The following is a 26,239-nucleotide window of genomic DNA, read 5'->3' as shown; positions in this document are numbered from 1 at the left end:
ACTGTGCGAACGAACCCGAATCGAGGGTTGACTATTGGCAGATTTCGACTAGCAGAAGGGCGCAAATGCATTCGCGGCGGGCGCACTACGGGGAGTTCTACGAGCTCAAGCCGGTTGACGACCGCGGCCCGCTGGCCATGGTCTTCGGCAACTGCCAGGCCGAGTCGCTGCGCATCATGCTCGAGGGGCCCGACGTTCAGACGGTGCGGGTTCCGCCGGTGTTCGAACTCGTCGCCGCAGACCTGCCTTTTCTCGAACGGATGCTCGCCCGCACCACTCTGCTCATCACCCAGCCCGTGCGCGACGACTACCACGACCTGCCCCTCGGCACCCGGCAGCTGACGGCTGCGCTGCCCGGTGGCGCTCGCGTGGTGCGTATGCCGGTCATCCGGTTCGCAGGGCTCTACCCGTTTCAGGCCATCGTGCGGCCGCCCGCCGATCCGGGCGCGGTGCCGCCGGTGGTGCCGTACCACGACCTGCGCACGCTGGTCGAGGCGCACCGGCTGCGCCGCCTGCACCGGCGGCGGGGTGACGGTTCGGTCGTGCCCGAACCCGCCGACTTCGCCGAGCCGGCCGAGCCCGCCGCACCCACCCGCGACCTCGTCGAACGCATCCGACAGGTCGCGGCCGACTCGGTGGCCGAGCTCGAGCGGCGCGAGACCCACCACGACACCGTGGTCGTCTCCGACCTGTTCGCCCGCCCCACTTTCGACCTGATGCGCACCATCAACCACCCCGGAAATGCCGTCTGGAGCGCGGCAGCCCGCCGCGTGCGCCACCGACTCGGCCTCGCCGAGCACGACGTCGACCCAGGACGCCCCCTGCTCGACGCCGTGCACGCCCCCCGCGAGGCTGCCGTCATCGCCGCCTTCGACCTCGACGATGACCCCCGCCCCGACTGGATCGTCTCCGGCACCCCCGTCTCCGCCACCGCCGTGCGCCTCGCCCACCTCGACTGGTACGCCGCCAACCCGGGCATCATCGACGCGGGCCTCACCCGGCACGCCCACACCCTCGCGACCCTCGGGTTGCTGCCGTGAGCGCGCGTGTTCCTGTTCCTGTTCCCGTTCCTGTTCCCGCGCCACTGCCAACGCCCCTGTCGTCGTTGCCGCTGGCTCCGGATGCCCGGGGCTGGCAGCTCATCGTCGGCCCTCCGCAGCACGCGGTGGCGTTCTACGCCCGTGCACTGGCCGCCGAATGCGAGACGCTCGGTACCGCGTCGGCCCCGCGCGGGCTGGTCTCGAACGACCTCCGGAATCTGCTCGGCGCCGCCCCGGGCATCCCGAGCCTGCACCTGCAGTTCACTGACCGACTGTTCGGCACGACGCCCGAACTGGCTGCCGAATTCGTTCAGCAGCTCGCGCGCAGCACGCGGGTCACGGTGACGTTGCACGATCTTCCGCAGCCGTCTGACGGGGCACGAAACCTGGTGCGGCGCTCGCGGGCGTACCGGCTCGTGGCGCAGGCGGCGGTCGGCGTGGTGTGCAACAGCCGGCACGAGGCGCTGCTGCTCGAGGAATTCTGCCGGCCGCGGCTTCGGCGCGCGGTGGAGGTGATTCCGCTGCCCGTGTTCGGCGCTCGGCTTGGAGCTGCAGCCGCCGAGCCCTCGGTTCTGCGGCCGGAGGTGGCGCTGCTCGGCTATTTCTATCCCGGCAAGGGCCACGCCGAGGTCGTGCGGGCAGTGGTGGAGCTGAACGCCCGCCTCGCGACTCACGACGACGTGCCGGAGGCGGCCGTGCCGGGGCCCGTCGCGCCAGCCGCCATCGCACCAGCCGCGACCGCGCCTCGTGCCGTCGCGCCAGCCGCGGCCGCGCCTTGTGCCACCGCGCCGGCAGTCGTCGCTCTCGGAGCCGCCTCAGCCGGGCACGAAGCCGAACTCGAGGCGGCCGTCGCGGAAGCAGCGACCCTCGGCGTCACCTTCGGCGCCACGGGGTACCTCGACGACGACGAACTGCTCGCGCGGTGCCGGGCGGCGGCAGTGCCAGTGGCCGCGCACCAACACTTGTCGGCGTCGGCCTCGATCAACACGTGGATCGCTGCGGGGCGCCGCCCCTTGGTGCTCGCAAGCCGCTACTCGGCCGAGATGGCGGAGCTCCGCCCCGGCACCGTGACGCTGTTCGAGCCCGCAGAACTCAGCGAGGCGATCGGGTTCGCGATCGAGCATCCGGAGTCGACGTGGCTGGCGCCGGGCACCCGAACAGCACCCGACCTGGCCGACGTGGCGGCGCAGTACATCGACTGGTGGGGGAGGGTCGCGTGAGCTCCGAGCCCGCCGCCGAGACCGCGCACGCCCCCATTGCCCTACCAGGCAATGCCTGGAACCTCCTCGAGGGCGTCTGGCCCGCCACCGCGCCGACGGTGAGCGTCGTGGTCGTGCACTACCGCCAGCAGAACGAGCTCGACCGAACCCTCGCCGCCCTCGCGCGCCAGACGCACCCCGCCGACCGCACCCAGATCATCGTGGTCGACGACGGGTCGCCCGAGCCGCCGAGCGTGCCCGAGGGCGTGCTGTTGCTCTGCCAGGCCGACGCGGGATTTCGGGCGTCGGCTGCGCGTAACCTCGGTGCGGCATCCGCCACCGGAGACGTGCTCTGCTTTCTTGACGCCGACACCGCTCCCGAGCCCGACTACCTACGCGCCATCACCCGGCTGCCGGGCCTCGCGCCCGACGTGGTGACGGTCGGCGCCCGCCGTCACGCCGATTTCACGGGTCTGCCGCCAGGGGCTCCGGTCGAAGAGGTCGCGCCCGCCCGCGAGCTGCCCGCGCCGGCCTGGCTCATCGACGAGTACGTGCGCTCGGCGAACCTGCTGAACTCGGATGACCGTTCGTACCGCTTCGTCATCGGAGCCGTCGTCTGCTGCAGCCGCTCTCTCTTCACCACGGTCGGCGGATTCGACGAGTCGTTCACCTCGTACGGCGGCGAAGACTGGGAGTGGGCGCACCGAGCCTGGTCTGAGGGGGCCCTGTTCGCGCATGTTCCCGACGCGATCGCCTGGCACGACGGCCCCGAGTGGGTGGCGCGCACCGCAGACCTCGACGAGCGTCAGCGCGCCAAGAACCTCGAGACGCTCAGCCTGGCCACCCGCATCCCGGTCACCGGCGCGGTGCCCTTCGCCCTGCGTCTCGGCGCCCAGGCTCCGGCCGTCGAGGTTCGCATCGCGGCTGCAGACTCGCTCGCCGCCCTCCTCATCGCCGTCGACTCGCTGCTGACGGCATTGCCGTTGGCTACGGTCGCTGTTCCCGCCGAGTTCTTCGACTCGTTGGCTCCGGATGCCCGTATCAGCCTTCTCCCGACACCACTGTCTCGCCCTTCTCCTGCCCAACTCGTCGTCGAGCTGCCGTTGCCCGTGCGGTTCGACGCCGACGAACTTCGCGCCAGCGTGCTGCGGGTCACGACGAAGCAGCTCGGATCGCTGAGTCTCACTGTCTCCGAGGTGGCGGGAGAGGTGGCGGGTGTTTCAGAGCGTGTCGCAGGGCCTGTCTTAGAGCATGTCTCTGAGAGCGACTCGCCTCAGCCTGTCGCGCTCATCACACTGCAACGCGCGGCCCGGCGAGAAGGCCGGTGGGGCAGAACCGATCTGTTCGCGCGCGAGAGCACGAGCATCCGGGCTCGCATCATTTCAGGGGAGCCGAGCCTTGCGGCGTACTTCGGTGGGTGGGAGCCCGAAGAACTACGCCCGTAACTCGCCCAGCCGCCCAGTCAGACGACCGACCGGATCAGTACCAGCCCGAGTTCTCGCTGTGCGCCCACGCGCCACACGGGGTGCCGTAGACGCCGGAGATGTAGTTCAGGCCCCAGGTGATCTGGGTGGCGGGGTTGGTCGCCCAGTCGGCGCCGGCGCTGGCCATCTTGCTGCCGGGGAGTGCCTGCGGAATGCCTTGTGCACCCGAACCGGCGTTGTAGGCATTGACGCGCCAGCCCGATTCACGGTTCCACAGGGAGACGAGGCACGAGTATTGGTCAGAACCCCAGCCGCGCGCGGTGACCTGCGCCAAGCCGATGGCCTGTGCTGACCCGGGGTCGGGCACGGCGGCGGCCGGCACGGTGTAGCTCGACGAGCTCGAGCTCGACGAGCTCGAGCTGCTCGCGGCGGCGCTCGCGGCAGCCTGGGCGGCCGTCTTCGCAGCCTCGGCAGCCTTCGCGGCGGCCGCAGCCGCAGCGGCGGCAGCTGCGCGCTGGGCAATGATGACGGCCGGGTCGGTTGCCGTGTACTCGTCACGCTGGGCGACGATGGCCCCCGCGGGTGTTCCGGCGAAGACCTGGCCCTCGGCCATGGACTTCTGAACGGGTACCGAATCGAGACTTGCGGCGTTTGCAAGGGGGAGAGCGACGGTTCCCGCCAGACCCAGGGCTGCAATCACTGCAAATCCCTGCATGAGACGACGACGCGCTGTTCCGTTCTGCAAACCCATCCGGTAGTCCGTTTCTCTCGGTCACATGTTATAAAAACGTGACCATCGATAATGCACCTTCAACCTGAAAACCTACTGATCATTCGCGCCAGAGGCAAGCTGTCGCCGAAGTTGGCCTCGGGCTACGCTGGTGAAATGGCACTCTCGGCGCTCTTCATCGGTGGAAACGGCACGATCAGCGCGGCATGCAGCAGGCTCGCGGTTGAGCGCGGAATCGACCTGACGCTGCTGAACAGAGGGGTGAGCAGCGGGCGACCAGCCATCGCCGGGGCAGAGTCTGTTCGGGCAGACGCCCGCGACCGGGCATCCATCGCCGCCGCACTGCAGGGCCGCGAATTCGACGTGGTCGTCAACTTTCGCGCCTTCGTGCCAGAGCAGGTGGCGGCCGACATCGACGTGTTCGGCGGCAACTGCGGGCAGTACGTGTTCATCAGCTCGGCGTCGGCGTACCAGAAACCGCTGTCGCGGCTGCCCATCACCGAATCGACGCCGCTACGAAACCCGTACTCGCAGTACGCCCGCGACAAGATCGCCTGCGAAGACCTGTTGGTGGCGGCTTACCGTTCGTCAGGTTTCCCGGCAACAATCGTTCGACCATCGCACACTTACGACGAGTCGAGCGTTCCCCTCGAGGGCGGCTGGCCCACCATCGAGCGCATGCGGCGCGGGACGCCCGTGCTTGTGCACGGCGACGGCACCAGTCTCTGGACCCTCACGCATCACACCGACTTCGCCCGCGCCTTTGTGGGGCTGCTGGGTCATCCCGCCGCTGTCGGCGAGACGGTGCACATCACCTCTGACGAGGTTCTGACCTGGAACGAGATCTACCGCACCCTCGGCCGCGCCGCCGGTGCGCTGCCCACACTCGTGCACGTGGCCTCCGACACCATCGCCGCCGACTTTCCTGAGTGGGGCCCGGGCCTCGTCGGCGACAAGGCGCATTCGGTGATCTTCGACAACAGCAAGGTGAAGGCGCTCGTACCCGGCTGGGTGGCGACGGTTCCGTTCTGGCAGGGCGCCAGGCAGATCGTCGAGTGGTTCGATGCCGATGGGTCGCGTCGGCAGAACGACCCGGCACTGGATGCCCGGGTCGATGCCCTCATCGCGCGGGTTGCACCGGCCGGGGCCTGAACTCGAGCCGACCTACGGGGTCGGAGTAGTCGTGGCTGTCGGCGCCGGGGTGGCTGTCGACCCGCTCGCGCCGCCCACTGCGGTCGAGGTGCCGGGCGCCGGTGACGCGACCGTGCCGTGGTAGGTCAGAGTGCCGAGCTGCGCGGCGTACTGCGAGCGGATCACCATGGTGGTGCCGTCGAGCACCGCCGTCGACGCCCCACTCAGCCACGTGACGACACCCTCGCAGGTGCGCGTCGTACTGACGAGCTTGCCGAACGACACCGAACCGTCTTCGGCGAACCGCCACGTGCTGGTGAAGTCGTTGCAGCCGTCGTTGCCCACCACGGTTCCGTCGTCGAACATCTTCAGCTGCAGCAGGCGGCTGCGGCCCGGTTCGGTTTTGGTCCAGAGGCCAACCACCACGTCGGTTCCGCCGGCCGCCGGAATCTCGGCCGCCGTGCGCCTCTCGAGTTTCACGAGGTCGCTGCCGTCGTGGCCCACCAGCGTGAGCGTGGCGCCGTCGAACTTGGCCGACGCCGCGTCGACGAGGTTGAGCGGAAGCTGCGCGCCGTCACAGTAGATGCGCGTCTGCGGCCCAGAGGTGGTGGTGAGCCCCCCGTTCGAATCCATGACCCAGGTACCCGCGGCCGTGTTGCAGCCGTCAGAACCCGTCCACGTGCCGTCGGTGGCGAACGTGAGAAAGGGCTGGTCGGGCGACTTGTAGGTCGCCGAGACCACCCAGGTGCCGCCCGCGAACGTGGTCGCCGCCGTGGGGGTGAACTGCGGGGCATCCGGGGTCGGAACCGCGGGGGCAGAGCACGCTGTCAGTGCCAGGGCCAGAGCGCCCAGCACGGCCAGCGCGAATACTCGTAGCGTCGACACAGACTTCTCCGATTTCGCGTGATAACACTTCACGATAGCGGCCCGACCTGCGTGCGCGCTTGTGGTTGACAGCGGCGTCAGTGAAAGTAGCCTGTGAGTGAACCCCAGAGCAGCAGTGAGAGCTGAATCACTGTGAGCGCATAGGCGATGAAGAATGCGGCGACCGCGAGGCCGGCCCCGGATGCGCCCGCTCGCGCGATCTGCCGCAGCGACAGGTGCGAGAAGAGTATGCCGAGCGGCGACGCCAGAAAGGCGAAAACGAACGCCACCCCGCCCAGGAAGTTCGAGCTCACATCGTCGTCGGTCGCCGCCCTGGCTCGCCCTACCTGCCCGAGCCCGAGCCGAAACAACGGCGCCAATATCGCCAGGCACAGCACGAAGACGGCGATCGCGCCGACGGTGTTGCTCACAGCGCTGACTACAGCTCGATCGAGTCGCCCGGCGCGAGCACGAACGACTCACCGCCGCCCTGCTCGGTCGCCCATTTGATGCGGTCGCGGCCCATCGACGTGCCGGCCGACGACAACACCATTTCGTGCGTGGCGAAGCTGCGCTTGGGCTTCACCTCGAGAACGTAGTCGATGACCTCGCCGATCTTCAGCCACGGAGCCCCCACCGGCACGGCGAGAACGTCGACCTCGACCCCCTCGGGAACCGTGAACGAGTCGCCCGGGTAGTACAGCGTGTCGTCGACCAGCACGCCCACATTGTCGATCACGGGAATCGACGAGTGGATGACCGCGTGCTTCTCGCCGAAGAACTTCAGCGTGAACGGTTCGACAACGATCTCGTCGCCCGCCTTCACCACCGTGACGTCGAAGTCGCTGGCGGCCTCTGCCACACCCTCTGGCGCGTAGATGGGAATGCCGGGAGACGCCGCGAGAATGCTGCTCAGGTGCTCGGGAGTCCAATGGTCGGCGTGCGCGTGGGTCAGCACGATGGCGACCGCCTCCGACGCGTCGGGCAGCGGCTCGGTGAACGAACCCGGGTCGACGATGAGCTTCTTTCCCGACTTCTCGAGAATGAGGGTGGCGTGTTCGCGCTTCATGAGTTTCATGCTCTCAGCTAATACCTGCCCGACCCCGGCAGCAAATCGGTTCGGCCAATCTGTGCAGAACCCGCGAACAGAGTGGCCTGTGAGCGAACGGCTGGCCCTGCTTGGTGAATAATCAGGGGGGTGACGGCTACTCCGCCGCGACGGCTGGTCGTCGCCATCAACCCGACGGCCTCGTTCGGGCGTACCTCGGCTGCGGGCGAGCAGGTGGTGCAAGCGCTGCGGGCCGACGGCCATCACGTCGACGAACTGCGGGCCGCCGACTTCGACACGCTGAAGGCCGAGGCGCGGGCGGCGCTCGCCGGGCATCCGGATGCCCTCATCGTGGTCGGGGGAGACGGAATGGTTAGCCTCGGCGTCAACCTGCTCGCCGAGTCGGGCGTGCCGCTCGGCATCGTTCCCACCGGCACGGGCAACGACGCTGCCCTCGGGCTCGGCATTCCGTTCGATCTCGCGGCCGCCATCGCGCACCTCCGCGCCGCTCTCGCGCGCGGGCCCCGCACCATCGACCTCGGCCGCCTCACCCACCAGGGCGGCAGCCTCTGGTTCGCCTGCGCCCTCTCGGCCGGCTTCGACGCCCTCGTGAACGAGCGCGCGAACCTCATGCGGCGCCCGCGCGGAGCCTCCCGCTACACAATCGCCCTGCTCATCGAGCTGCTGGGCTTACGAGCGCGAACATATTCGCTCGTGGTCGACGGCGAGCCGCGCACGGTCTCCTCGGTACTGCTCGCCGTGGCCAACAACCGTTCGATCGGCGGCGGCATGCTCATCGCCCCCGCCGCCCTGCTCGACGACGGCGTTCTCGACCTCTTCATCGTCGCGCCCGTGAAACGCCTGACGTTTCTGCGTATCTTTCCGAAGGTCTTCAAAGGCACCCACTCTGGCCTGCCCATCGTCACCCTGACGCAGGTGCGCGAGGTGAGCATCGACGCCCGCGACATCGTGGCCTATGCCGACGGCGAGCGGGTGGGCCCTCTGCCCGTCACCGTCACCGTGGTGCCCGGGGCGCTACAGGTTCTGGCGTAACTCAGCAGCCGTCGCCGCAGCTGCGGACCAGCCCTCAGTGCCGGTTCTCGGTCTCCTCGACCTGCGCGTCAAGGTCGCCCGGGTCGAGATCTGCCCGCTCGAACGCCCCGGTCAGCGGCAGTCGCAGCTCGAGGTCGGTGCCCTGGCAGATCTCGATCACACCACTCGCAATCGAGAAGTCGAGCACGTGCCCGCCCTGCTTCAGCTCGTCATCGATGAAATGCACATGCCCGCCCGGAACCCCGATACCCCTTTCATACAGCGGCGTTCGAAACCCCGCCACCGTTCCGTCGAGGTCACGAAACTCGAGCTCGGCCTCATCTTTCACGGCCTCCCGCAGCGCAACATACGGCTTCTCCTGCCGCCGCACCGTGCGCGTGCGCACCCACTCGAACCGCCCGCTCACCTTCACCGCGAACAGGTAGTTCTGCGACGACACCGCCGCGTTGATCGCTGCAACCACTTCGGCCCGTGACGTGGGCGCAGGCACCCGGATGCTCTGCTGCGCCTCGAACCGAGTGATGACGGCGAACGGGGTGAGGGCATCCGGTGCCGCAGCACTCACCGTGCCGTCGGCCTGCAGCCGCCAGCACACACCGTCGAGTACCAGCATCTCGCCGTCAAGCGCGTTGAACGTACCCAACCCGAAATCGCCCTGCTCTAACAACTCGCCCACGCTGAGGTCGCCGTCGTACACTCCGTCGAGCAGCGCGCTCATCGTACTGGCCTGAAAAACGCGGTGTCTGACGTGCGGCATGGCGACCCTCTCGCTCGGTACGACCCAGCGTATTGCCCCGGCGGGCTCGCTCGAATTGGTAGACCCGCTGGTGGTGTGGCATACTCGTCTAGTTGTCTACACGGCCCCATCGTTTAGCGGCCTAGGACATCGCCCTCTCACGGCGGTAACACCGGTTCGAATCCGGTTGGGGTCACAACAGCCCGGTTCCCTTGCAAACAAAGGGGAACCGGGCATTTTCGTTTCTGCTCAATGTTGCTATCGAATCGGCCGAGCGGCACCATCGTGAAACAGGGTCTGTTCTATCAACCTGGCCGAAAAGCAACTTCCGATACTGACGAGCGGGTCTACTGCACGAGTAGGTGACACTTTCTCGTCATGCCGCTATTGCGGCTGACGTGTTCATGAAGGTCTCGTATTCGATGGGCGTCAAACGACCCAGGGCGGCTTGGCGTCGTTTGCGGTGGTAGGTGCGTTCGATCCAGGTCACGATCGCGATGCGCAGCTGATCGCGGGTGGTCCAGGACCGGCGATCGAGGACGTTCGTTTGCAGCAGGCTGAAGAAGCTCTCCATCGCAGCGTTGTCCCCGCAGGACGCTACCCGTCCCATGGATCCGACCATTCGGTGAGTGGCCAAGGCCCGGAGGAACTTCCGGCCTGCGTGCCTCGGTCGCTGTGGACGACGCAGCCGGCAACGTCGCCGCGCATCGCGACGGCGTTATTCGGTGCGTTCACGGCCAGCGCCGACTTCATTCGCGAGTCGATCGAGTAGCCGACGATCTTGTTCCCGAACACGTCTTTGACAGCACAGAGATACAACTTGCCCTCACTGGCTGGGATCCAAGTGGTTTTGTGCTCGGTTATATCGGTCAACCACAGCTGGTTCGGGCCGTCGGCGGTGAATTCGTGTCGGGTGCGACCGTTCTCGTCGGTGACTGTGCAGAGGTCGTCGTGAACGGCTGGGCCGGGCTTCTTGCCGTTCTTGCCGCGCTTCTTCCCGAACGCGCTCCACCAGCCGTTCTCTGACACGATCGGCCACGCAGTCCGGTCAGCCAGGGCCACGAAGCCACCGGTAGTACGGCTGGCGAGAGAGCTTGAGTATCCGACACGCCACCGCCACGGGAATCCTCGAGGCGGCGAGCACAGTCACGAGCGGGTAGAGCCTTTTCCCGGCAGGTTCGCCTGCGACAGGTACGCCGCCGCTCTCCGCAATACTTCGTTCTCCTGCTCGAGCCACCGAATGCGTTTGCGTGCTTCACGGAGTTCCGCGGCGTCGGTTCTGGTCTGACCTGGTTTGTCGCCGAACTCAGATGTCATCTATCCGTGCAACAGACCCCCCTCGGAAAAAGTGCCGACGAAGCGCGGCGGTTCTGTATCAGTAACGGGTGCGCGATGGTCCCATCCGACACGTGCGCAACATAGCACTGAACGGTCAGTGCTGGGCCATTACGACCGACCCGGTTCCGCATACTTGGGCGGCTTTCCACAGTCGTCGTTCGGAAGCCCGCAGTGTATGCGGAGGGGTACCGAAATGCGTTGCGCGTGAGCTCGTCTGACCGACAAAGTGGTCAGATCAGTCCCGAGTGACCCGCCTAAGCTTCTACCGGCATCCTGTTTTCGCTGTGGATGAACGTTCTGAGGCTAGACGCGTGTCGGGAGCCTTGTGAATGTTTGTCACTTGATGGGGTGCGAAATGCGCAACAATGTTGTTGTCACGGACGGTGCAGGAACGACCCAAAGGGGTGGGCGACACCGTGCGCCTCGGTTTGCTGCGATCGCGGTCGCTACCGGTCTGCTGGCGGGTTTCGCGGTGATGGGTGTTGCTGCACCGTCGGCGATCGCGGCAACGACGAAGCCGTTGACGGCGGTGAGTTTGACGTTCGATGACACTTTCTCGGATCAGTTGAACGCGTTGGCAATCATGTCGAAGTACAAGGTGGTAGGCACCTTTTATATGAACTCCGGCCGTGTTGGCGCGGACGGGTTCCTCACGGTTGCTGATTTGAAGAATATTGCCGCTGCAGGTAACGAGATCGGTGGGCATACCGTCAGTCATCCTGATCTGCCGACGTTGAGCGTTGATGAGCAGAAACGGCAGATCTGCAATGACCGTGTGAATTTGACGAACTGGGGATTCAAACTCACCAGTTTCGCGTACCCGTTCGCGAGCTCCAACGCTCAGACCGAACAGATCGCCGCCGGCTGCGGGTACAACAGCGCGCGAATGCTCGGTGACATTAAGTCTCGGTTCGGTTGCACGGACTGCGATTACGCAGAGACCACGCCGCCGGCTGATCCGTTCGCGACGGCGGCGTTGGATGAGGCCGACAACACGTGGACGTTGAAGGATCTGCAGGACTCGGTCACAAACGCCGAAACCGCAGGCGGTTGGGTACAGCTGACGTTCCATCACGTGTGTGCTAACAACTGTGATTCCCTCTCCGTGAGTACGACCATCTTTGATCAATTCACCTCGTGGTTGGCGGCCAGAGCTACGAGCGGCAACACGCATACGAAAACTGTCGGGCAGGTCATCGGCGGGGCGGTGAAACCTCTTGTCACGGGTCCCGCGGTTGCAGCTGCTGGACCGGGTCAGAACGGTGTCGTGAACCCGGGGCTGGAAACGACAGCGTCGACGGGGGTGCCGTCCTGCTGGACAACAGGAGGGTACGGAAATAACACAGCCGCTTTCGCTCCTGTTACCCCAACACATTCCGGGGTGAAAGCGGAGAAACTCACGATGACCAATTACGTCGACGGTGACGGCAAGCTGCTGCCCACCCTCGATCTCGGGGCGTGCGCGCCAACGGTCGTCGCCGGGCACACGTATTCGCTTCGGACCTGGTACAATTCCACCGCAGTCACCCAGTTCGCCGTGTATCTCAGAAGCAGCCTCGGAACGTGGCGTTATTGGACGTCAAGTCCGTGGTTCCCGGCAACTGCCGCGTACACCCAAGCGCTCTGGACTACACCGGCGATCCCGACCGGGATGACGGGCATCAGCTTCGGGTTGAACCTGTTCCGAAACGGCACCCTGAGCACCGACGACTACGCCCTCTACGACACCGTCGGTGCGCCGGCGATCGCCGGTCCCGTCGTTGCCGCGCCGACACCGCAAATCGCTCCGCCGGTTTCCGGGAAAGTTGAAGTCGCACCTCCCGGAGACGCAACACCGCCGAAATAGGAACCCCTGGCCGTCGCCCGCGCGGTCCGTCGCCTAACTCCCCACCCTGGCCGGGGGTGAGTTAGGTGATGGGGTCGTTGATGTGGAGGTGGTCGCAGGTGTCGTAGAAGTCTTGAAAGTTGCGCAATCGGGGTTCGTCGCCGGCGGCGCGGCGGCAATTGTTTTGGCCAAGCCCTGACCTGTTCGGCATGATCGGGTCTAGAACACCGATCAAGGTGAGCGAGTTGCTGTCGGCGCCGGTCGCTGCCCGCCCGCCGAGGCTGTAGAAGTCCACCGCATGGCCGCCACCGTTTCGGTAATGCGCGGAGTAAATCCCGGCACCCTCGATCTGGCCGGTGCAGCGCCGGTTGATGTCGCTGACGCCCGCGCTGCCGAAGGTTTGCACCGCGATCAGGATCGCTTGGAGTACTTTCACGTCGATACCGCAGTTCGGCACCGACTGACCCTGCGCGATCCACCGAATCTCTTTGATGTGGTCCGGTGTGGACCCGGAAAGTTGACCGCCGTCAACGAACACCATCAGTTGCTGCGCCAAGGTCTGCGCGTCCGAGGATACCGGCCCGGCGGAATACTGGGCCCCGGAAGCAGCTGCAGACGCAGCTGCGGCCTGCGCGGCGGCAAGGGCGGCGGCTGCGGCAGCAGCTGCCGCGGCTGCGCGTGCGGCGACGCCGGCTTGGTATTGCTGTTCGGTGGTCGCTGTCGCAGCGGTCAAGGAGGCGAGTTGGGCTTGGAGCTCGTTTTCGTGCGTGGTCTGCGCATCAAGGGCTGCGACCATGTCTTTTTGGGCCTGCACGGCGGCATCTTGCGCGGCTTGCGCTGCGGCCGCGAGCCCGGCCAGAGCATCCCGAGCAACACCGGCTTGATCACTGACCGCTTTGGCTGTGTTGGTGTCCTGTACCGCTTTGACGTACACACCGTTGATCGTGGAACTGAGCTTGCCCATGCTGCTCAGCCGGGACAACAAATCGAGAACATTAGCGGAGCTGCTGGTCAGCAGCGTCCCGGTAAGGTTCTGACCGCCGTCTCGGTATTGCTGGGCGGTGAGCTGCGCCGCCTGCTTGTGCGATTTGTCGGCCTGCGCTTGTAGGGCAGCGGCACGATTGGTGAGCAGATCGGCGTGGGCCTGACCGGCTAGAAGAGCTTCCTGCGCTGCAGCGTTCTGCGCGGTCGCCGCCGTCGCTGCGGCCTGAGCGGCCTGCACCTGGGCTTGTAGCTGCGCGATCAGTGCGATGATCGTGGCCACCTCGGTCTGTTTTGCGCTCTCGCTCTGTCGGGCAGCCTGCACGTCGTTCCAGGTCGGATAATCATCGGCGAACGCGGCCGGGGCGGTGGCGCCGCCGGCGGCGATCAGGCCGACAAGCACGACGAAGGTCGTGACGAGTCGCCACACCGGCAGACGGTGAGCCGGTAACGAAGAAGCGGCGGCTGGCATAGGGAATCCGAATCGGGTAGGTCTTCGATCCACGGGGCAGGATCACGGGTGCTCCGCCTGACGCTACCCGCGGAAACCCGATCCGGCTATCACCACGCCGAACGCGGACCCGACTCTCATACTCCCGTCGGCCGGCCAAGATATGCCCTGGCCTTGAGAATTCGGATGATCGTCACGTACCCTGAGGGGGTATCTGCCGTGGGCCCGACGCCTCGCAGAGAAAGGTGCGGAGAAGAGTGGAAATCGTGCAAGTGGCTATCACGTCTTCTGCCGCGCGAACATTCCGCAGCTTTTCTGCCCGCGTGCTCGCCATTCTCGCCATCGCTGCCGCGCTGATGGGGCTCTTCGCCCTTCATGCGATGACCGATCACGACACCATGACTTCCGGAAGCATGTCAGCTGGGATCAGCCATGCTGACCCAGCTGGTGCGATGACCGACCCGGCTCCGATTACTACTCATCTCCCGGCCGGCGCTGTCGTTCCTGTTGCGGCTGCTGCTGCGGCTTTGGCTTTGCCTCTCTTTCAGGAAATGAGTATGGCGAATATGCAGGGCTGCCCCGGTTGCGCGATGCAGTGCGCGATTTACGCCATGAATTGCGTGATCCTGATCGTGCTCAGTCTGCTTGTGCTCTTCGGCAGATTCCCGATGACCGGCTCTGCAGGCCGGCTGGCCGTACCAGTGTTGCTGCATGTTCTGCACGCAGCACGGAGGTGCGTACTGAGACCTTCGCTGATCGCCTTATCGATCAGTCGCACCTGAAGAACCGAAACTGTCTGCCCGGGCTCACCCCCGAACACACCTGTGGCGCTTTTATGCGCCACCCAGTTTTGGCTTTTTCTGCGATGACGAATAGGACATTCTCCATGAATATTTCACGAACCAGTATCATTTCCGCGGCAGCGATCGCTGCAGCACTCACGCTCAGCGCCTGCGCGGGCTCAACGGGAAGCATGTCCGGCATGGACATGGGGGGCAGCTCGATGAATAGCGCGGCACCCACCATGGGAGCGGCAGCGAACTTCAACGCTGCTGACGTCACCTTCGCCCAGGACATGGTGCCCCATCATGAGCAGGCGGTTTCGATGAGTGACACCCTGCTCGCGAAAGGCAACGTCCCGGAGACCGTTTTGCAGCTGGCGAACACGATCAAGTCAGAGCAATCCCCAGAGATTGTGAAGTTGAACGGGTGGCTCGCCGCTTGGGGTGCCACCGACATCAGCACCCCGACCAGCACAGAGATGAGTGGCATGAGCACACCAGGTAGCACGGACATGTCGGGGATGAGTATGGGTACCGGGATGATGTCGCAGGCTGACATGGACCAGCTCGCCGCCGCGACCGGTAACGATGCGGCGAAGCTGTATTTGCAGCAGATGATCGTGCATCACACCGGCGCGGTCGATATGGCCAAAACGGAACTCACTGCCGGGCAGAACGCTGATGCGAAGGCCCTCGCGCAAAGCATCGTCAGCTCCCAGACCGCGGAGATCAGCACAATGCAGACCATGCTCGCGACGTTGTAACCCTCATAACTCTGACGAGCCGGGCAGCCTGACCTGAAAAACGAGTTGGGCTACCCGGCTCCTCACTGAGAACAGCTGCGCGCGGTGCGCACCCCAGCACCCTTCAGGGCTAGTGAACGAGATCGAGAGTCTTGACAGAGAACGAACACCCCACGAATACCAAACCCGGTACGCGTCGTGCTGACCGGGACGCGGAACGACGACGAGCAGAAACGCCAACGACTGAGACCCCCAGCCGACGCTCTCTAACCCGCCGCGAACTGAGAGCTGCCGAGACCGCCCGGAGCCAGGAACGCGCAGACGAAGCAGTCCCCGAAACTGGCACCCAGCCCGAGCAAGGCCAGGTGCCAGAACACCACCACCCTGCACCGCATCTCGGAGCTGCTCCGGTCGTGATCCCGCATCAGCCTGGTTCGAAGGCGCGACAGGGCGCGCCAGCCCTCATAGCGGCTCCGCGAGTTCTGGCTCAACGGTCTGCAACCAACGGTCATCGTTCCGTGCCCCGCCGACTCGTGACGGTCGTCGCGATGGCATTCGCTGCGTTTCTTGCCATCGCCGTTTCCATTCCTGCTGCTGCGATCAACCAGCACCCCACCGAGTGGGCCAACGCTGGATCCTTGACTGAGGGGAATGCGCAGACCCTCCAGGCAGAAAGTGGCACGGCTGCCGCTGTCGGGCGGGACGGCTACACCGTCGCCGTCCCGCCTCCACCGGTTCCGTTGGTTGTCATTGAGACCGTCACCGGCAAGTCCTACGCGCACACTTCAAACAGTTTCACGAATAACCCGGCGTCACCGATTCAGTGGCCCTTCACTACCGGGGTGCCGATCAGTGACGGCTTCGGACCCCGGCTCGCGCCATGTTCTGCGTGCTCGAGTTTCCATAAGGGCCTGGACATGAACCCGGGGGAGGGTGCACCGATCCAGGCGATGGCTGACGGTGTCGTGTCCACAGTTGTCTCCAGGGACGACGGGGGTCTTGGCGTGTACGTGGTCATCGATCACGTCATCGATGGTCAGAATGTGCAGAGCTGGTACGGGCACATGCTTACTGGATCCGTCGCCGTCACCAAAGGACAAAAGATCACCGTCGGCCAGCTCGTCGGGAACGTCGGTAACACCGGCACAAGCACCGGGGCGCATTTACATTTCGAGGTGCATGTGAACGGAACCGCCATTGACCCGTACGCGTGGCTGAAATCCCACGTGACGGCGTGAGGGCTCGCCGATGCTGCAATCCGAACCGTCTTACCCCGCCATTGTTACTCCGAAGGCACCGCCCCGGGCTGCTGTGCGGCAGCTGGAACGGGTGCCGTGCGTTCCGGTGTGAGAGTGGCGGCTGGTCCTTCGGATGCGGGTAGGCGCAGGCGGCGTAGCAGGAGGGCGTTGACGGCGACGATGACGCTGGAGTGGAGCCGGACATCGAGATCGCAGCGATTTCTGGGCTTAGTTTGATGCCGAACGGGAGGAAGAAGACCCCTGCTGTGATCGGCAGAGCGATCAGGTTGTAACCGATCGCCCAGCCCAGGTTTTTCCGCATTTTTCGGACCGTGCCTTGACCGATCCGGAGGGCGACAGGCACGTCTAGCGGGTCCGAGCGCATCAGCACCACGTCGGCGGTTTCGATGATGACATCCGTGCCGGCACCGATCGCGATCCCAAAGTCAGCTTGAGCGAGAGCGGGCGCATCGTTGACTCCGTCACCGACCATTGCGACTTTCTTCCCGGCGCTCTGCAGCTCAACAATTTTGGCTGTCTTGTCCTCAGGGAGAACTTCGGCGATGACGGTATCGATGCCGAGTTGGGCTGCGATCCGGTTCGCGGTTGCCTCGTTGTCGCCGGTGAGCATGACCACCTGTATGCCCGCTTCGTGCATTGCGGCGACCGCCGCAGCCGCCGTGTCGCGTGCTGCGTCGGCCAGCGCAATGACACCCGTCGCCCGGCCGTCTACAGCGACAAGGACTGCGGTGCGCCCGGTTGACGCAAGCGCTTCTCGTTGCACCGCGACCGGGGAGATATCGATTCCTTGTGCGGCCATCAGGTTGCGGTTGCCCACGAACACGTGGCGCCCGTTGACGCTCGCCCCTGCGCCGTGTCCCGGGACACTCCGAAAGCCCGTGGCCGTGAAAGTTTCGACACTACGTCTGAGCGCGTAGTTCACGATCAGTGCGACGAGGACCAGCCAGAATGCGGCCCGGTCGGCGAGCCTCTGGCCGGGCGCTTTGGAATTCTGGGTTTCCTGGACCAGGGCGACTATCTGAGCGACAGCGACGTCGGCTTGTGGGTCGCAGATAAGTGCAGGGACCGACTGTCCGGAGCAGTGGTAGCCGCACTCTTGAACCCAAGATGTCAAATCTGCAACGGAGGTCAGGGCAGGATCGAAGGTGACGTCAGCGGTCTGAGCGACTGGGTTTGTATCGACGCTCAGCACTCCAGGGCGGCGTAGCAGCACCGAATCAGCGACTGCCTTCGACGAGGCTCAGTTGACACCGCCGAATTCCATCACTGCGCTCTCAGTTTTCTGAACCATTGATTCCTCTCACATTGCAGAACTGGGTGCCAAGAACTTTGCCCTCAGGCAAGGGTCAGTTGCGTCTGAGCGCGGCCCGACGGGTTTCGAACTCGGTCTCATCGATCTCGCCGCGCGCGAACCGGTCGCTGAGCAACCGTTCCGCGGTGTGGTGCGGAGCCGCCGCCGCCCCCATCAGCCGCACCTCTCCCTTTTTTCGACGGTACCGCGCCGCGTACGCCAGCAGTAGGGCCGTTCGTCCTCCCATCCTCCGCCGCAAACAGAACAGGGAGCAGTGCCACCTCCCGATACATAATCAGACGGCAGTTGCGGCTCACCGGGGTTGCCGCACACCGGAACCTGTACCCCTAGGGGGGCCTGTCAAGAGATGCCCTCATACCCCGTTCGTGCTGGAGTGGCTGCGGATTGTTTTGTGGAATTTAGTGCACTTCGGCCTTGACGGGTCACAGTGGGTGCATACTATTGTTGATACCCCTCGGGGGTATAGGAGGTTTGTGATGGTCGGCTACGCCAAAACGAAAGAAGATTTACTCAAACGGCTTCGCCGTGCTGAGGGACAAGTTCGCGGCATCCAGCGGATGGTCGAAGAAGATACCTACTGCATCGACATTCTGACCCAGGTCTCCGCTGCCACGAAAGCGCTAGAGACTGTTGCGCTGTCGCTGCTGGATGATCACTTAATGCACTGCGTCGCGGAAGCGACCGCGGAAGGCGGCACGGTCGCGGATGAAAAGCTGCACGAAGCATCCGCCGCGATTGCCCGCCTCGTCCGCTCCTAACCAACTAATCCACAGACAAGGACAGATAATGACCCTTCACACCGACCTCGGTCTCACCGACACCAATAACTCCTGCGCGTGCGGCACGGGAACCCACGCCCATGCCGAACCCACGATGTCAGCCCACCGGGGTGCACCGTCCACGGGCGAGGGTGTCACCCGGGAGCACTATTCGGTTGGTGGGATGACCTGCAGCCACTGCGTCGCGAGCGTCACTGAAGAAGTCTCCGCTCTGGAGGGGGTGCAGAGCGTCAGCGTGAACTTGAACGCCGGCGGAACGTCTCGGATCATGGTGGTCAGCAGCAAGCCGGTACCCGCCGATCAGGTCCGGGCCGCGGTCACCGAGGCCGGCTATACGGTGGTGGATGCGTAACTGATGAGCGCCACGGATGTTGAACTCGAGATCGGCGGGATGACCTGCGCGTCGTGCGCGACACGCGTGGAACGGAAACTGAACCGCATCCCCGGCGTTGAGGCGAGCGTGAACTACGCCACCGAAAAAGCGAGGGTGCGAGCCTCTGACGGCATCGCCACCGACACCCTGATCGCGGCGGTCGCGGCTGCGGGCTACACCGCCGCGCTTCCCGCCCCGCCCTCACCTACCGCGGTTCCTGCTGCGGTTGCTGGTGAGACGGATCTGCTTCGCCAGCGGCTCTCCATCTCCATCCTGATGACGGTGCCGGTGGTGCTGCTGTCGATGATTCCGGTGCTGCAGTTCACGAACTGGCAATGGTTGGCTCTTACCCTCGCAGCACCCGTCGCGGTCTGGGGGGCCTGGCCGTTTCACCGTGCCGCGTTCACCAACGCCAGGCATGGTGCGGCGACGATGGACACCCTGATCAGTGTCGGTGTGCTGGCCGCGTTCGGCTGGTCGCTGTACGCGTTATTCTTTGGTACCGCCGGGGTGCCCGGGATGCACATGAGCTTCACTTTCACGAACACCGGCGCCGGTGGCCAAGACATCTATCTCGAAGTGGCGACCGCGGTGACCGTGTTCATCCTCGCCGGACGCTACATCGAAGCTCGAGCAAAGCGTGAGTCCGGTGCTGCTCTCCGCGCGCTCCTGGAACTTGGCAGCACAGAAGCCTCCCTGCTCAGAAGCGGTACAGAAACTCGGGTTCCCGTCAATTCCCTTGTGCCCGGTGACGTGTTCGTGGTGCGGCCGGGGGAGAAGATCGCTACCGACGGCCTCGTCACCGATGGCGCGTCAGCGGTCGATCTCAGCATGCTGACCGGCGAATCAGTACCCGTCGAGGTCTCTGTCGGCAGTCGGGTCGTCGGCGCGACCGTGAACGTCGGCGGCCGACTGATCGTCGAAGTAACCCGGGTGGGCGCCGACACCGAACTCGCCCGCCTCGGCAGACTCGTCGAAGAAGCCCAAACCGGTAAAGCCGACGTGCAACGCCTCGCCGACCGGGTCTCTGCCGTGTTCGTGCCCATCGTGATCGGCCTCGCCCTGGCCACTCTCGCTGTCTGGCTGCTCATCGGCGCAACACCCGAGGCCGCGTTCACTGCCGCTGTTGCCACACTGATCATCGCCTGCCCGTGCGCGCTGGGCCTTGCCACCCCGACCGCGCTGCTCGTCGGCACCGGGCGCGGCTCCCAACTCGGCATCCTGATCCGCGGCCCGCAAATACTCGAACGCACCCGCCAGGTCGACACCGTCGTCCTGGACAAAACCGGCACGATCACCACAGGCCTGATGAGCATGACCGACCTGCACGCCGTGCACGGTTTGGACGACACCGAACTCCTCCGAATGGCCGCGGCGGCCGAAAACGGTTCAGAGCATCCCGTCGCCCGCGCCATCGTCACCGCCGCAACCACAGCAGACGGCAAACCAGGCAACGCTGAAGATTTTCAGTCTCACCAGGGTTTCGGAGTGCAGGCTGTCGTGGACGGGCACCTCGTGCTCGTCGGGCGTGCGAGCTGGCTGAGCGCAGAATGGAACGTCCTCGTCCCCGATGGGCTCCTGGCCGCCGCTGATGCAGCCGAGACCGGCGGAAAGACAGCGGTCACCGTCGCCTGGGACGGTGAAGCACGCGGCGTGATCATTGTCGGCGACAGCATCAAATCCACGAGTGCGGCTGCGATCGCCGAATTCCGGCGGCTCGGCCTGACACCGGTTCTCCTCACCGGGGACAACGAAGGCGCCGCCCGTGCGATCGGCGCCCAGGTCGGAATCGTCGACGTCCGCTCCGAAATCACCCCGCACGGCAAACTCGACACCATTCGTGAGCTGCAAGCCCACGGCCGCGTCGTGGCCATGGTCGGCGACGGGGTCAACGACGCCGCTGCCCTCGCCGCCGCGGATCTCGGCATCGCGATGGGCACCGGGACCGACGCCGCGATCGCAGCAAGCGATATCACCGTGATGAGTGGAGACTTGCTCGTCGTCGGCGACGCCATCCGGCTTGCCAGGCGAACCCTCGGAATCATTAAGGGGAACCTGTTCTGGGCACTGGCCTACAACGTCGCCGCGATCCCGATCGCCATGCTCGGCCTCCTCAACCCACTCTTCGCCGGCGCCGCAATGGCGCTGTCCTCCGTCTTCGTCGTCAGCAACAGCCTGCGACTACGCCGCTTTCACGGCCACGACAGTGACCACGTCAGCGGCATTCCCTCAACCACGGCCTCGCCCGACCGGACTCTGAGCAGCGTCAGCTAAGCCGAGTCTCGCGTCGTTCACCCGAGACAATGTCGGTGTCGACCAAAGGTCATTCCCGAGGAGGCTGGGATAGGGCTGATTCCGGCAAGTTTGGCTAGTGCTGCTTCGGAACGGATGCGCTCTGGGTTGTCGCCGACGACGATGAGTATCTCGGCGGCGGTATCGACGCCGATGCCGAATGGTTCAACGAGCTGCGGTGCTGTTCGAAGGACGAGTCCCTCGATCATGGTCTCGAGTTCCGTGATCTCGGCGTCGAGGGTAAGCCAAGGCCGGGCGAGGAAACGCAGCGTGTGGCGGATGCTGTCATCGGGCGTATTCAGCAGGGTTGGCCGCAGCGATCCAAGAAGTGGGCGAGCATGATCTGGGTCTTACCGGCGGTGTCTTGACGGAGCTGGTCGGAGCCGTGGATGAGCGTGGCCTTGAGCGTGATCATGGCTGAGGTGCGGTCTTTCACGGCTGTGTCGTGGGCAACCTTCAACTGCCGAATCATTTCCACCGCCCCATCAGCGGACTTTGGTTCCGCTGTTGCGTAACCGGCCAGCACCGCTCGGGCGGCGTTCTCCGCGTCGAGGGTATCGGATTTGCCGGCGAGTCGTCGCATGCGACGGTCGGGCCGGTTGACCTCGACGACGCGGTGCCCATTGCGGCGGATGAACGAGGTGAGGCCGGCGCAGTACGAGCCGGTGACCTCGATACCGAACGGGATGATTTGCCCGAACCCGTTCGCCCAGTCGAGCAGCTGCTGGTAGCCGCCGTTATCGGTCGCGATCGTCAGCGACGTAGCCGGAGCGAGTCAAATTGAGGGGCGCCGGAGCTGCCATGGTGATCCTATTCTGGCGGAGTTAGGTCTCGTTCCCAGAGGCTCATTCGCAGCGGTGTCATCACGAGCTCGACATGGCCCTGCTCGCGCAGAACCCGGCAGGTCGACTGGACTGCGTGCCCCTCGGTTCTCATCGTGTCGATGAAACCCAGCATCAATGGTTGCGGGGGCCTGATTCCCCACGAAGAAACTCGTCGCCGCTTTGAGAATTGCGACGTCTTCGCGGAGGCGTTTGTTTTCCGCCCGAGGCTCCCGCACCGGCCGCACCACCCGTTCACACAGCAGAACCGATCTTTTTCGGCTTCACATACATCCTTCAACTCAAAAGGACGCGGCACCAAACCTGAGGCGCTTCATACACCACGGACACGCCAGTGGGGGACAGTCTGCGGGGCCCCGGGGCTGTCGGAGGTATTCGAGCACTGGTTGCGCGCGATCTCAGCCGGCGTTGCCGTTGCGTTTTTCGCATTCTTCTCCGATGGGGTCGCAATCGGTGGTCTCGATGGATTCGTCACCGCTCTCCGTATTCCGATCACGATCGGCATCGGCTTCACGGTGTCGCTGCTGGTCGCCGAACTCAATTTCGGGCTCGGCAGCGACAACGGCAATAGGGCGAAGGTCGCGATCCTGCTCGCCACTCTCATCGACGCGGTTCTCGCAACCGTCGTGCTGTGGCCCCGGAATCGGTGGTATCACCGCGTCTAAACGCGGGCTCCCGCCAAATGACTCACTATAGGCTGGACCGAGGTGGCGGCGTCAGCCGGAGCAGTTTTCGATTAACCACGTCTTAATGCCGGTGACCTGTACACCGAACGCATCGGTATCGAGGTGTGGGCCCGGCTCATCTGCCGCAACACCAGACGGCGTGGGCGTCTGAGCTGGAGTCGGTGTCGGGGTGGCGCTGAGCTCGCTGCCGTACTCGTTGACGAGCTTCGCGAGTGTCTCGTAATGACTCGTCAGTGCGGCTGGTGCAATGGCTGTCATCCTCTCGATGGTGCTGCGGATGTCGGCGATCGCGCCCGGGTCGGTCGCGAACGACAGATTCGTTGGCACCAATGCCAGTGAGATGACGTTGTTAGCTGTCTCGGTGCACGCTTCGTCCTGGCTGCCGTAGCCGCCCCAGTTGGTTGCCGCAGCTGTCGACGTGGGCGTTCCCGCACCTGTGGTGGGCGGGGCGGGGGATTCAGCGGTGCACCCAGTGAGAACGACAAGAGCGCAGGCCAGACCGAACGCGGCCGAGAGAGCGCGACGAGAATTCCCACTATGACGCTGTCGAGTGTTCATCGGTGGTCTCTCACGTACCTCACTGTATGCGGCGATAGCCTCGACGGCCAGCGGGCGCGTTCGTGAGAGGCGATGCGGGCACGTAACCTGAAGACTGCAGAGACAGAGGGGAATAGATGCGCCTGTTCTTCGTCGTTGTGCGCATCCTGGCACTCGGTACGGTGGTGACAGCGCTGATCGCTCGTGCGGATTGCGTCTTCGCCACGCACACGTGCCGCGCCGACAACCTACTGAGCTACTTCACCATTCAAAGCAATCTCGCCTACGCCGTACTACTTGCAGTTTTGCTCGTGCTCGGTGTCGCCGGGTGGCGGGAACGCTCCTGGATGACTGCGGTCAGAATGCTCCTCACGACCTACCTCATCGTATCGGGCGTAACTTTCTGCCTACTGATCCTGAACGCCGGTCTCTCAGATATACCGTTCCTTGTGCCGGCCTCGTCAAAGATTCTGCACTTCGTGATCCCCGCCTACGCCCTCATCGATTTTCTGTTGAACCCGGCCAGACGCCGGCTGCGCTGGGCGGTGTTGGGTGTCTCGCTGATCTTCCCCGCGCTCTACGGCGCGTACACGCTGATTCGCGGGCCTGCCACCGGATGGTATCCGTACATTTTCTTCGACCCGGCGTGGACAGGGAGTTACGCGGCGACCGGGTTCTATGCGGCAATCCTGGCTGCGCTGATCGCCGCGATCTCGGCCGGACTCGTCGCCACCACCAGGCTCACCAGTCCTCTGCAGCCCTTCGTCGCCGCCGTCCCTGCTCAAACAAGAGCTGACCGGCACGACGAGTCGGCACGGGTAGCGTCGACATTCGACGTACGGTAGAGCATCGATCGCCCTCCGGCGACAGAGAGCCACCCCGTAACGAAAGGGTCTACGACCATGGCAGAAAACGCCACCCTGCATGGCGGTGCCGAGCAGATCCAGGCCGCTCTGGTCACCGCCATCGGCCGGCTGCTCAGCAGAGACGTCCCGGAGAGTGAGTGGCGATTCGAACTCGGTGCGATCCGGTATCAGTCCGGGGACCAGTGGGAGCACCGGAACGCGTTCTTGTTCTCCTACACGCTCGCACGGTTCATTGTCGGCATCGACTCCTGTGTCAGCGGGGAACACGCGTTGAGCCCAACGAACAGCTTCGACCCGCCCGATGTCACAGAATTCGTCACCAACTTCACCGACGCAGTGCGCGGGAACGACTCCCGTAGCGCGTTGACGATCTGGGCCGGCGAGATCAGCGACCACCGGACCGCAGGCTACGGGCCCACGCAAGTCGCTTCGATGTTCGCGCTGTACGACTACCTCCGCGCACTGTCTCGGATCCCCGAATTCGGCACCGACCTGATCGCAGACGCGGCGAACGTCATGCCCGCCCCGTTCGGTGACGACGTGTGGCTTGAACCAGTCTCCGGCTGACCCCGGCCGAGCCGGGCGGGTGTTCCGATCCCGGCCGGTCCTGCTGCTCGCGTTCGCTTTCGCCGTGATGGCCGACCCTGTGTCGTCTGTCGCCTACGCGGTCGAAGCGGCCCTGCGCGCCCTGAACGGTGACCTCGGCCTGCTGGTCGCCACCATGGGCCTGGTCGTGGCCATCATCGCTCTCGTTGTGGTGAACTACCAACAACTCATCGCACGATACCCACAAGGCGGGGGAGCGTCAGCCGCGGTCGGGGAAGCGTTCGGTGACGGCTGGTCTTTCGTCCCGATCGGCGCACTGGTCGTGGACTTCGTGCTTACGATCGCGATCAGTGTCTCTGCTGGCGCGTCCGCGATCATCGCGTACCTGCCAATGCTCGCACCGTTCCGGCTGATCCTAGCCGTTGGGCTTCTCGTTATCGTTGCCGGGCTGACCTGGTTCGGGCACCTCGGCCGGCTGATTTTTGCGTTCATGACCATCGCCTTCATCATCATCGCCGTCACCGTGCTGATCTTCGGTCTCTCCGCGACACCGCAACCGACGGGAACAATCACGACCAGCCCGGGCACCGGATCCGTACTCGCCGTGATCCTCGCGTTCCCGGTAGCAATGGCACTCGCCACGGGTGTCGAAGCGCCCTCCTCTGCGATCGCGCAGCTCGGCCAGCTCGACAAAAACAACCGGCGCCGGTTCGGGCAGATCACCTTGTGGATGACCCTCGGTATCGTCGGCGCCATCACTCTCGGACTCGCAGCCGAAGCCGCGCACCTGCAGATCGGTATTCCGACCGCCGATACCACCCAGATCGCAGAACTCGCCCGCGTTGCCGCCCCGCCTGGAGTATTCGCCGCCTTTCAACTCGTCACAGCACTTCTTCTGCTCTCCGCCGCGAGCTCCTCCTTCCAAGCCGGTCCCGGACTGCTGAAAGCACTCGCCCGCCGACAAACCACATCCGGTGCGTTCACCGGCATCCTCCCCAGTTTCGTTGGCCGGACGAACAGTCACTTCACGCCGTTCTGGGGGGTGCTGATCTTCGCCGGGCTCGCGATCGCCGTCACAGTGGTCGGTGGCGGAAACGACCAACAGCTCGTGCTCTTCTACGCGGTGTCCGTGTTCCTCAGCTTCCTCGCCGGCCTGCTCGCCATGGCCTACTTCTCACGGCGAGAAAAACGGTGGGCATACCTCCTGCTGAACTTGGTCGGCGTGATCGTTGTCGCGTTCACCCTGCTGGCCAACCTCACCCGCGGCCTCCCTCTGATCAGCCTCGCCGGCGCCCTCCTCATCGGTGCGGCTCTCTACACGCTCTGGCGGCGGGCGGGTAGACCGGAAGGTATCCGGCAGGCCGAATCTGAATGATGAAGACCAGGCCCCGGAGGTTCTGGT

General features: G+C 64.8%; 26 protein-coding genes, 1 tRNA gene and 3 pseudogenes. 17 read left to right on the top strand and 13 right to left on the bottom strand.

The genetic code is table 11. From position 1 onward, the window contains the following. The first annotated feature begins 65 nt into the window (after nucleotides 1-65). The 3 genes from D4765_RS03400 to D4765_RS03390 are packed head-to-tail and all read left to right on the top strand — an operon-like array spanning nucleotide 66 to nucleotide 3,684. The gene (locus D4765_RS03400; protein WP_161580343.1) at nucleotides 66-1,040 is read left to right on the top strand and encodes a WcbI family polysaccharide biosynthesis putative acetyltransferase; all 975 of its coding nucleotides are present in this window, start codon (nucleotides 66-68) and stop codon (nucleotides 1,038-1,040) included. Next, complete coding sequence (locus D4765_RS03395; protein WP_136640812.1) at nucleotides 1,037-2,260, top strand: glycosyltransferase family protein; 1,224 nt, start codon at nucleotides 1,037-1,039, stop codon at nucleotides 2,258-2,260. Before D4765_RS03400 ends, D4765_RS03395 begins: the two co-directional genes overlap by 4 nt. Continuing rightward, nucleotides 2,257-3,684 carry a glycosyltransferase gene (locus tag D4765_RS03390; protein WP_237280228.1) on the top strand — a complete coding sequence of 476 codons (1,428 nt, stop codon included), beginning with the start codon at nucleotides 2,257-2,259 and terminating at the stop codon, nucleotides 3,682-3,684. The genes D4765_RS03395 and D4765_RS03390 overlap by 4 nt, the downstream gene beginning before the upstream one ends. 34 nt (nucleotides 3,685-3,718) lie before the next feature. On the opposite strand, the gene D4765_RS19595 is transcribed toward D4765_RS03390, so the two are convergent. After that, nucleotides 3,719-4,363, bottom strand: coding sequence for an aggregation-promoting factor C-terminal-like domain-containing protein (locus tag D4765_RS19595; RefSeq protein ID WP_237280227.1), 645 nt, complete (start codon nucleotides 4,361-4,363; stop codon nucleotides 3,719-3,721). A 186-nt stretch (nucleotides 4,364-4,549) separates the two neighbouring features. Here D4765_RS19595 and D4765_RS03380 point away from each other — a divergent pair, with 186 nt between their 5' ends. After that, entirely contained in the window at nucleotides 4,550-5,545 is a 996-nt protein-coding gene (locus D4765_RS03380) for an NAD-dependent epimerase/dehydratase family protein (RefSeq protein ID WP_136640811.1), read from the top strand. 12 nt (nucleotides 5,546-5,557) lie between these two features. Here D4765_RS03380 and D4765_RS03375 read toward each other — a convergent pair whose 3' ends face one another. From D4765_RS03375 to D4765_RS03370, 3 genes are all read right to left on the bottom strand, one after another. Beyond that, entirely contained in the window at nucleotides 5,558-6,409 is an 852-nt protein-coding gene (locus D4765_RS03375; protein ID WP_161580342.1) for an META domain-containing protein, read from the bottom strand. Nucleotides 6,410-6,486: 77 nt separating this feature from the next. Continuing rightward, nucleotides 6,487-6,819: a DUF4190 domain-containing protein gene (locus D4765_RS19105; protein WP_161580341.1), complete on the bottom strand. Its 333-nt coding sequence runs from the start codon at nucleotides 6,817-6,819 to the stop codon at nucleotides 6,487-6,489. 8 nt (nucleotides 6,820-6,827) lie between these two features. Further along, nucleotides 6,828-7,466, bottom strand: coding sequence for an MBL fold metallo-hydrolase (locus tag D4765_RS03370; protein WP_136640809.1), 639 nt, complete (start codon nucleotides 7,464-7,466; stop codon nucleotides 6,828-6,830). A 120-nt stretch (nucleotides 7,467-7,586) separates the two neighbouring features. On the opposite strand from D4765_RS03370, the gene D4765_RS03365 reads away from it, so the two are divergent. Continuing rightward, nucleotides 7,587-8,489 (top strand): diacylglycerol/lipid kinase family protein, encoded by a 903-nt coding sequence (locus D4765_RS03365; RefSeq protein ID WP_136640808.1) that lies wholly within the window; start codon nucleotides 7,587-7,589, stop codon nucleotides 8,487-8,489. A 34-nt stretch (nucleotides 8,490-8,523) separates the two neighbouring features. Here the strand turns inward: D4765_RS03365 and budA are convergent, their stop codons facing one another. Further along, nucleotides 8,524-9,246 (bottom strand): acetolactate decarboxylase, encoded by a 723-nt coding sequence (gene budA / locus D4765_RS03360; RefSeq protein WP_136640807.1) that lies wholly within the window; start codon nucleotides 9,244-9,246, stop codon nucleotides 8,524-8,526. Nucleotides 9,247-9,348: 102 nt separating this feature from the next. Between budA and D4765_RS03355 the strand changes: the two genes are divergently transcribed. Further along, nucleotides 9,349-9,421: transfer RNA gene (locus tag D4765_RS03355), tRNA-Glu, on the top strand. Nucleotides 9,422-9,601: 180 nt separating this feature from the next. On the opposite strand, the pseudogene D4765_RS19590 reads toward D4765_RS03355, so the two are convergent. Then, nucleotides 9,602-10,518, bottom strand: a pseudogene (locus D4765_RS19590) (IS3 family transposase); the annotation flags it as partial. 400 nt (nucleotides 10,519-10,918) lie between these two features. Between D4765_RS19590 and D4765_RS03340 the strand changes: the two are divergent. After that, a complete protein-coding gene (locus D4765_RS03340; RefSeq protein ID WP_161580337.1) occupies nucleotides 10,919-12,409 on the top strand; it encodes a polysaccharide deacetylase family protein in 1,491 nt (496 codons plus the stop codon). Between the two features lie 61 nt (nucleotides 12,410-12,470). Here the strand turns inward: D4765_RS03340 and D4765_RS03335 are convergent, their stop codons facing one another. Continuing rightward, a complete protein-coding gene (locus tag D4765_RS03335; RefSeq protein WP_136640803.1) occupies nucleotides 12,471-13,841 on the bottom strand; it encodes a hypothetical protein in 1,371 nt (456 codons plus the stop codon). Between the two features lie 236 nt (nucleotides 13,842-14,077). On the opposite strand from D4765_RS03335, the gene D4765_RS03330 reads away from it, so the two are divergent. The 3 genes from D4765_RS03330 to D4765_RS03320 all read left to right on the top strand — a co-directional run bounded on the left by D4765_RS03330 (nucleotide 14,078) and on the right by D4765_RS03320 (nucleotide 16,583). Continuing rightward, on the top strand, nucleotides 14,078-14,602 hold the full coding sequence (locus tag D4765_RS03330; RefSeq protein WP_136640802.1) for a hypothetical protein: 525 nt from the start codon (nucleotides 14,078-14,080) through the stop codon (nucleotides 14,600-14,602). A 104-nt stretch (nucleotides 14,603-14,706) separates the two neighbouring features. After that, nucleotides 14,707-15,366, top strand: coding sequence for a DUF305 domain-containing protein (locus D4765_RS03325; protein ID WP_136640801.1), 660 nt, complete (start codon nucleotides 14,707-14,709; stop codon nucleotides 15,364-15,366). A 527-nt stretch (nucleotides 15,367-15,893) separates the two neighbouring features. Beyond that, a complete protein-coding gene (locus tag D4765_RS03320; RefSeq protein ID WP_136640800.1) occupies nucleotides 15,894-16,583 on the top strand; it encodes a M23 family metallopeptidase in 690 nt (229 codons plus the stop codon). A 307-nt stretch (nucleotides 16,584-16,890) separates the two neighbouring features. Here D4765_RS03320 and D4765_RS03315 read toward each other — a convergent pair. Then, nucleotides 16,891-17,829 (bottom strand): annotated as a pseudogene (locus D4765_RS03315) (heavy-metal-associated domain-containing protein); the annotation flags it as partial. Nucleotides 17,830-17,950: 121 nt separating this feature from the next. Continuing rightward, nucleotides 17,951-18,142, bottom strand: a complete 192-nt coding sequence (locus D4765_RS03310; RefSeq protein WP_136640799.1) for an SHOCT domain-containing protein — start codon at nucleotides 18,140-18,142, stop codon at nucleotides 17,951-17,953. 250 nt (nucleotides 18,143-18,392) lie between these two features. Between D4765_RS03310 and D4765_RS03305 the strand changes: the two genes are divergently transcribed. The 3 genes from D4765_RS03305 to D4765_RS03295 are packed head-to-tail and all read left to right on the top strand — an operon-like array spanning nucleotide 18,393 to nucleotide 21,342. Further along, nucleotides 18,393-18,674, top strand: a complete 282-nt coding sequence (locus tag D4765_RS03305; protein WP_136640798.1) for a metal-sensitive transcriptional regulator — start codon at nucleotides 18,393-18,395, stop codon at nucleotides 18,672-18,674. A gap of 28 nt (nucleotides 18,675-18,702) precedes the next feature. Beyond that, nucleotides 18,703-19,047 (top strand): heavy-metal-associated domain-containing protein, encoded by a 345-nt coding sequence (locus D4765_RS03300; RefSeq protein WP_136640797.1) that lies wholly within the window; start codon nucleotides 18,703-18,705, stop codon nucleotides 19,045-19,047. A gap of 3 nt (nucleotides 19,048-19,050) precedes the next feature. Continuing rightward, entirely contained in the window at nucleotides 19,051-21,342 is a 2,292-nt protein-coding gene (locus D4765_RS03295; RefSeq protein ID WP_136640796.1) for a heavy metal translocating P-type ATPase, read from the top strand. Nucleotides 21,343-21,359: 17 nt separating this feature from the next. Here the strand turns inward: D4765_RS03295 and D4765_RS20090 are convergent, their stop codons facing one another. The 3 genes and pseudogenes from D4765_RS20090 to D4765_RS03280 form a co-directional block, all read right to left on the bottom strand. Continuing rightward, nucleotides 21,360-21,569: a transposase gene (locus D4765_RS20090; RefSeq protein ID WP_136640795.1), complete on the bottom strand. Its 210-nt coding sequence runs from the start codon at nucleotides 21,567-21,569 to the stop codon at nucleotides 21,360-21,362. Between the two features lie 89 nt (nucleotides 21,570-21,658). Then, nucleotides 21,659-22,111: an IS110 family transposase gene (locus tag D4765_RS03285; RefSeq protein ID WP_272898603.1), complete on the bottom strand. Its 453-nt coding sequence runs from the start codon at nucleotides 22,109-22,111 to the stop codon at nucleotides 21,659-21,661. Nucleotides 22,112-22,239: 128 nt separating this feature from the next. Continuing rightward, a pseudogene (locus tag D4765_RS03280) lies at nucleotides 22,240-22,420 on the bottom strand (IS3-like element ISPfr13 family transposase); the annotation flags it as partial. Nucleotides 22,421-22,717: 297 nt separating this feature from the next. Here D4765_RS03280 and D4765_RS20015 point away from each other — a divergent pair. Continuing rightward, on the top strand, nucleotides 22,718-22,867 hold the full coding sequence (locus tag D4765_RS20015) for a hypothetical protein (RefSeq protein WP_323512958.1): 150 nt from the start codon (nucleotides 22,718-22,720) through the stop codon (nucleotides 22,865-22,867). A gap of 51 nt (nucleotides 22,868-22,918) precedes the next feature. On the opposite strand, the gene D4765_RS03270 is transcribed toward D4765_RS20015, so the two are convergent. Next, entirely contained in the window at nucleotides 22,919-23,446 is a 528-nt protein-coding gene (locus tag D4765_RS03270) for a hypothetical protein (protein ID WP_136640793.1), read from the bottom strand. A gap of 116 nt (nucleotides 23,447-23,562) precedes the next feature. Between D4765_RS03270 and D4765_RS03265 the strand changes: the two genes are divergently transcribed. Genes D4765_RS03265 through D4765_RS03255 form a run of 3 tightly spaced genes read left to right on the top strand, consistent with a single transcriptional unit; the run spans nucleotide 23,563 to nucleotide 26,212 of the window. Further along, on the top strand, nucleotides 23,563-24,270 hold the full coding sequence (locus tag D4765_RS03265; RefSeq protein WP_136640792.1) for a Pr6Pr family membrane protein: 708 nt from the start codon (nucleotides 23,563-23,565) through the stop codon (nucleotides 24,268-24,270). Nucleotides 24,271-24,327: 57 nt separating this feature from the next. Then, nucleotides 24,328-24,858, top strand: a complete 531-nt coding sequence (locus tag D4765_RS03260; RefSeq protein WP_136640791.1) for a hypothetical protein — start codon at nucleotides 24,328-24,330, stop codon at nucleotides 24,856-24,858. Then, nucleotides 24,839-26,212: an APC family permease gene (locus D4765_RS03255; protein WP_201799214.1), complete on the top strand. Its 1,374-nt coding sequence runs from the start codon at nucleotides 24,839-24,841 to the stop codon at nucleotides 26,210-26,212. The genes D4765_RS03260 and D4765_RS03255 overlap by 20 nt, the downstream gene beginning before the upstream one ends. Nucleotides 26,213-26,239: the final 27 nt, after the last annotated feature.

The sequence above is a fragment of the Subtercola vilae genome (genome assembly GCF_004923255.1).
Lineage (GTDB): Bacteria > Actinomycetota > Actinomycetes > Actinomycetales > Microbacteriaceae > Subtercola > Subtercola vilae.
Note: the sequence above shows the minus strand (reverse complement) of the source record. Positions and strands in the feature narration are given on the sequence as shown.

Bases quoted from the DNA above. Each gene is read 5' to 3' on its own strand.
- D4765_RS03400 (WP_161580343.1), top strand. From the start codon at position 66: ATGCATTCGCGGCGGGCGCACTACGGGGAGTTCTACGAGCTCAAGCCG.
- D4765_RS03380 (WP_136640811.1), top strand. From the start codon at position 4,550: ATGGCACTCTCGGCGCTCTTCATCGGTGGAAACGGCACGATCAGCGCG.
- D4765_RS03370 (WP_136640809.1), bottom strand. From the start codon at position 7,466: ATGAAACTCATGAAGCGCGAACACGCCACCCTCATTCTCGAGAAGTCG.
- budA (WP_136640807.1), bottom strand. From the start codon at position 9,246: ATGCCGCACGTCAGACACCGCGTTTTTCAGGCCAGTACGATGAGCGCG.
- D4765_RS03340 (WP_161580337.1), top strand. From the start codon at position 10,919: ATGCGCAACAATGTTGTTGTCACGGACGGTGCAGGAACGACCCAAAGG.
- D4765_RS03335 (WP_136640803.1), bottom strand. From the start codon at position 13,841: ATGCCAGCCGCCGCTTCTTCGTTACCGGCTCACCGTCTGCCGGTGTGG.
- D4765_RS03325 (WP_136640801.1), top strand. From the start codon at position 14,707: ATGAATATTTCACGAACCAGTATCATTTCCGCGGCAGCGATCGCTGCA.
- D4765_RS03320 (WP_136640800.1), top strand. From the start codon at position 15,894: ATGGCATTCGCTGCGTTTCTTGCCATCGCCGTTTCCATTCCTGCTGCT.
- D4765_RS03310 (WP_136640799.1), bottom strand. From the start codon at position 18,142: ATGGGAGGACGAACGGCCCTACTGCTGGCGTACGCGGCGCGGTACCGT.
- D4765_RS03305 (WP_136640798.1), top strand. From the start codon at position 18,393: ATGGTCGGCTACGCCAAAACGAAAGAAGATTTACTCAAACGGCTTCGC.
- D4765_RS03300 (WP_136640797.1), top strand. From the start codon at position 18,703: ATGACCCTTCACACCGACCTCGGTCTCACCGACACCAATAACTCCTGC.
- D4765_RS03295 (WP_136640796.1), top strand. From the start codon at position 19,051: ATGAGCGCCACGGATGTTGAACTCGAGATCGGCGGGATGACCTGCGCG.
- D4765_RS20090 (WP_136640795.1), bottom strand. From the start codon at position 21,569: ATGATCGAGGGACTCGTCCTTCGAACAGCACCGCAGCTCGTTGAACCA.
- D4765_RS03270 (WP_136640793.1), bottom strand. From the start codon at position 23,446: ATGAACACTCGACAGCGTCATAGTGGGAATTCTCGTCGCGCTCTCTCG.
- D4765_RS03265 (WP_136640792.1), top strand. From the start codon at position 23,563: ATGCGCCTGTTCTTCGTCGTTGTGCGCATCCTGGCACTCGGTACGGTG.
- D4765_RS03260 (WP_136640791.1), top strand. From the start codon at position 24,328: ATGGCAGAAAACGCCACCCTGCATGGCGGTGCCGAGCAGATCCAGGCC.